Raw genomic sequence first — 4,098 nt, 5'->3', positions numbered from 1 at the left:
GTACGAGAACTGGATCGCCCACACCGAATCGCCGTGGCGCCACGTCGCCTGCTTCAACTGGGGCACCGTGCTGGGGCTGATKAACCGCCATGCCGAAGCCGAGCAGGCCTACCGCCGGGCGCTCACCTTCCATGCCGATTTCCCGCAGGCGCGCCTGAACCTGGGTCACCAGCTGGAGCACCTGGGCCGCCCTGAGGAGGCGCTCGCCGAGTGGCGCACCGTCGTCGAGGTCACCGAATCGAACCCGCAGGGCCTGCGCGAGATCCGGCTGCATGCGCTGAACAACCTGGCGCGGTTGCTGGAGATGCAGCGCCGCTTCGCCGAATCCGAGGCCTGCCTGGTGAAGAGCCTCGAGCTGAAGGCCGACCAGTCCGACGTGCTGCAGCACTACGTGCACATCCGCCAGAAGCAGTGCGAATGGCCGGTCTACCAGGCGGTGGGCGAGGTCACGCCGAACCAGATGATGGTCGGCACCTCGCCGCTGGCCACGCTGGGCCTGAGCGACGACCCCGCGGTTCAGCTGATGGCGGCGCAGCGCTTCGTGCACACCCGCGTGCCCAAGCCGCCGGCCGTGCCGGTGCATGCCGGCCGCCCGCCGCGCACCGGCCGCATCAAGATCGGTTACCTGTCGGGCGACCTGTGCATGCATGCGGTCGGGCTGCTGACCGCCGAGCTGCTGGAGCTGCACGACCGCAGCCGCTTCGAGGTGCACGGCTTCTGCTGGTCGCGCGAGGACGGCACGCCGCTGCGCGCCCGGCTGCGCCGCGCGATGGACGTGTTCGTGCCGCTCGCCGGCGTCGACGACGCGACGGCCGCCCAGCTGATCGCGCAGCACGGCATCGACGTTCTGGTCGACCTGCAGGGCATCACCAACGGCGCGCGGCCGGCCATCCTCGGCCACCGCCCGGCACCGGTGCAGGTCAGCTACCTGGGCCTGCCGGCCACCTCCGGCCTGCCGGGGGTCGACTGGATCCTGGCCGACCGCTTCGTGATGCCGCCCGAGCTGCTGCCCTACATGACCGAGAAGCCACTGTACGTGCCGCACTGCTACCAGGTCAGCGACCGCCAGCGCGAGAGCGGCGCGGTGCCGACGCGCGCGCAGTACGGGCTGCCGGAAGACGCCTTCGTGTTCTGCTCGTTCAACAACAACCACAAGTTCACCGAGCCGGTGTTCGCAAGCTGGATGCGCATGCTGCAGCAGGTGYCGCGCAGCGTGCTGTGGCTGCTGGCCGACAACGAATGGTCGCAGGAGAACATGCTGCGCCAGGCCGACGCGTTCGGCATCGCACGCGAGCGGCTGATCTTCGCGCCGCGCGTGATGCCGGCCGACTACCTGGCGCGCTTCCCGCTGGCCGACCTGTTCCTCGACACCTTCCCGTACAACGCCGGCACCACCGCGAGCGACGCGCTGTGGATGGGCCTGCCGATCCTCACCTGCGCCGGGCGCACCTACATCGCGCGCATGGCCGGCAGCCTGCTGACGGCCGTCGGCCTGCCCGACCTGATCACCGGCTCGATCGACGACTACGAGCGCCTGGGCGTGCAGCTGGGCAACAACCCGGCGCGCATCGCGTCGTACAAGCGCTACCTGGCCGAGCACGGCCGGCAATCGAAGCTGTTCGACGTGCCGGGCCTGGTGCGCGACATCGAGACCGAGTTCGAGCGGCTCGCGCTGCAGCACCGCGGCTGAACGAGTCACGACGGTGCCCTCCTGACCCATGGACCGACAAGAGCCCTTCATCGAACCCGGAGCCGGCGGCGCTGCCGCGGTGCCGCCGGACGATGCGCTGCTGCAGTCCATCGTCTGGCTGACGCGCCACCACGGCCGCGAGCGCTCGGCGGCGTCGCTGCTGGCCGGCATGCCGCTGGCCGGCGCGCTCGGGCCCGACCAGGCGGTGCGCGCGATGCGCGAGGCCGGCTTCAACGCCGGGCTGGTGCAACGCAAGATCGCCGACATCCATTCGCTGCTGCTGCCGGCCGTGCTGCTGCTGCGCAACGGCGATGCCTGCATCGTCGTCAAGCGCCTGTCCGCCGAGGCGTACGAGGTGGTGATGCCGGGGCCGGAGTCGCACACCTGCAAGGCGAGCGAGGCCGAGCTGGCCGGCGAGTACACCGGCATCGCGTTCGTCGCGTCGCCGAAGGTGCAGGCGCCGAACGCCGAGCACAACGAGGCGCTGCGCGACCCGAACAGCCACTGGCTGTGGGGCACGATGCGCCGCTTCATCCCGTACTACCGCTCGTCGCTGCTGGCCGCATTGCTCAGCAACGTGCTGATGATGGTGACCGGCCTCGTCACCTCGGTGGTCTACGACAAGGTGATCCCGCACCAGGCCTTCGTCACGCTGTGGGCGCTGGCCACCGGCGCGGCGCTCGCGCTGGTGTTCGACCTGGTCGCGCGCCAGCTGCGCACCCACCTGATCGACGCGGCCGGCAAGAAGGCCGACCTGATCATCGGCTCGATGCTGTTCCGCCAGACGCTGGGCGTGCGCATGGAGCACCGGCCGGCGTCGGCGGGCTCGTATGCGCACCACCTGGCGCAGGTCGAGCTGGTGCGCGATTTCTTCGCCGGCGCGACGCTGTCGGCCGTCAGCGACCTGCCGTTCATCGCGCTGTTCGTCGCGATGGTCTTCATCATCGGCGGGCCGCTCGGCTGGGTGATCGTGCTCGCGATCCCGCTGATCCTCAGCCTGGCCTGGGCGATCCAGAGTTCGCTGCGCCGCTCGATGGCGGCCAACATGCACCACCAGGCCGACCTGCAGGGCATGCTGGTCGAGGCCGTGGAGGGGATCGAAGACCTGAAGGCCGCCGGCGCGCAGGGCCAGTTCCTGCGCCGCTATGAAGACGCCACCGCGGCGGCCGCCGAATCGGCGCTGCGCGCGCGGGCGCTGTCGGGGCTCACCAACAACATCTCGGCCGCCGCGCAGCAGGCCATCACGCTGGTGATGCTGGTGTGGGGCGTGTACCTGATCAAGGACGGCGCGGTCAGCGGCGGGGCGCTGATCGGCGCGGTGATGTTCGCCGGGCGCGCGATCGCGCCGCTCGGCAGCGTGGTCAGCCTCGCGACGCGCTACCAGGGCGCCCGCGCGGCGATGGTGGCGCTCGACCAGATGATGGCGCTGCCGGTGGAGCGCGAGCACGGCAAGAGCTACATCGCGAACCACCGCGTCACCGGCAAGCTGGCGCTGAACGACCTGAGCTTCGCCTACCCGGCGACCGGCGACGATGCGCCACCGAAGGTGCTGAAGGGAATCAACCTGAAATTCGAGCCGGGCGAGCGGGTCGTGATCCTCGGTCGGATCGGCAGCGGCAAGTCGACGATCCTGCGGCTGCTCGCGGGGCTGTACCAGCCGACCGAGGGCATGGTCGAGGCTGACGGCATCGACCTGCGGCAGATCGACCCGGCCGACTTCCGCGCGAAGGTCGGTTTCGTGTCGCAGGAGCCGCGGCTGTTCAACGGCACGCTGCGCGAGAACGTGATGCTCGGCCGCGCGACGGTCGACCCGGCGCGGCTGGCCGAGGTGGCCCGCGTGACCGGGCTCGACCGCGTGGTCGCCTCGCACCCGCAGGGCTGGGAGCTGTCGGTCGGCGAGATGGGCGGGCTGTTGTCGGGCGGGCAGCGGCAGCTGGTCGCGCTGGCGCGCTGCCTCGCGACGCAGCCGCAGATCCTGCTGATGGACGAACCGACGAGTTCGATGGATGCGCAGTCGGAAGTGATGTTCCTGCGCCAGCTGAACGAGGCGGCCGGCAAGCGCACGCTGATCATGGTGACGCACCGCCCGGCGGTGCTGGAGCTGGCGCAGCGGGTGATCGTGGTCGACGGCGGCAGGATCGTGCTCGACGGGCCGAAGGCGCAGGTGCTGGCGGCGCTGTCGGGGGCGAAGCCGGCGGCGACGGCGACGCCGGAGGGCACGGGCCCGAGCAACCTGCACCTGCACCCGGCGGCTCAGCCCGTTCAACGTGAGGCGGCGGTCTGACCATGTTCGGCAAGAAGCAGAAGCAGGCCGAGCTGAAGTCCGGCGACGCCAAGTTCCTCAGCGAGGTCCGCGCCGCGCAGGTGATGGACGACATGTCGCGCGCGACCTGGACGCTGTACCTGAT

General features: G+C 70.6%; 2 protein-coding genes. Both read left to right on the top strand.

The window, feature by feature from the left end:
• On the top strand, positions 1-1,690 hold a 1,690-nt coding region (locus tag AC1D12_RS26820; RefSeq protein ID WP_477844051.1), incomplete at its 5' end, for an O-linked N-acetylglucosamine transferase, SPINDLY family protein.
• A 28-nt stretch (positions 1,691-1,718) separates the two neighbouring features.
• A complete protein-coding gene (locus AC1D12_RS26815; protein ID WP_477826932.1) occupies positions 1,719-3,974 on the top strand; it encodes a type I secretion system permease/ATPase in 2,256 nt (751 codons plus the stop codon).
• Positions 3,975-4,098: the final 124 nt, after the last annotated feature.

The sequence above is a fragment of the Rhizobacter sp. P1_G5 genome, from assembly GCF_056405435.1.
The sequence above is the reverse complement of the archived record's forward strand: the minus strand, read 5'-3'. Positions and strand labels throughout refer to the sequence as shown.

Bases quoted from the DNA above. Each gene is read 5' to 3' on its own strand.
- AC1D12_RS26815 (WP_477826932.1), top strand. From the start codon at position 1,719: ATGGACCGACAAGAGCCCTTCATCGAACCCGGAGCCGGCGGCGCTGCC.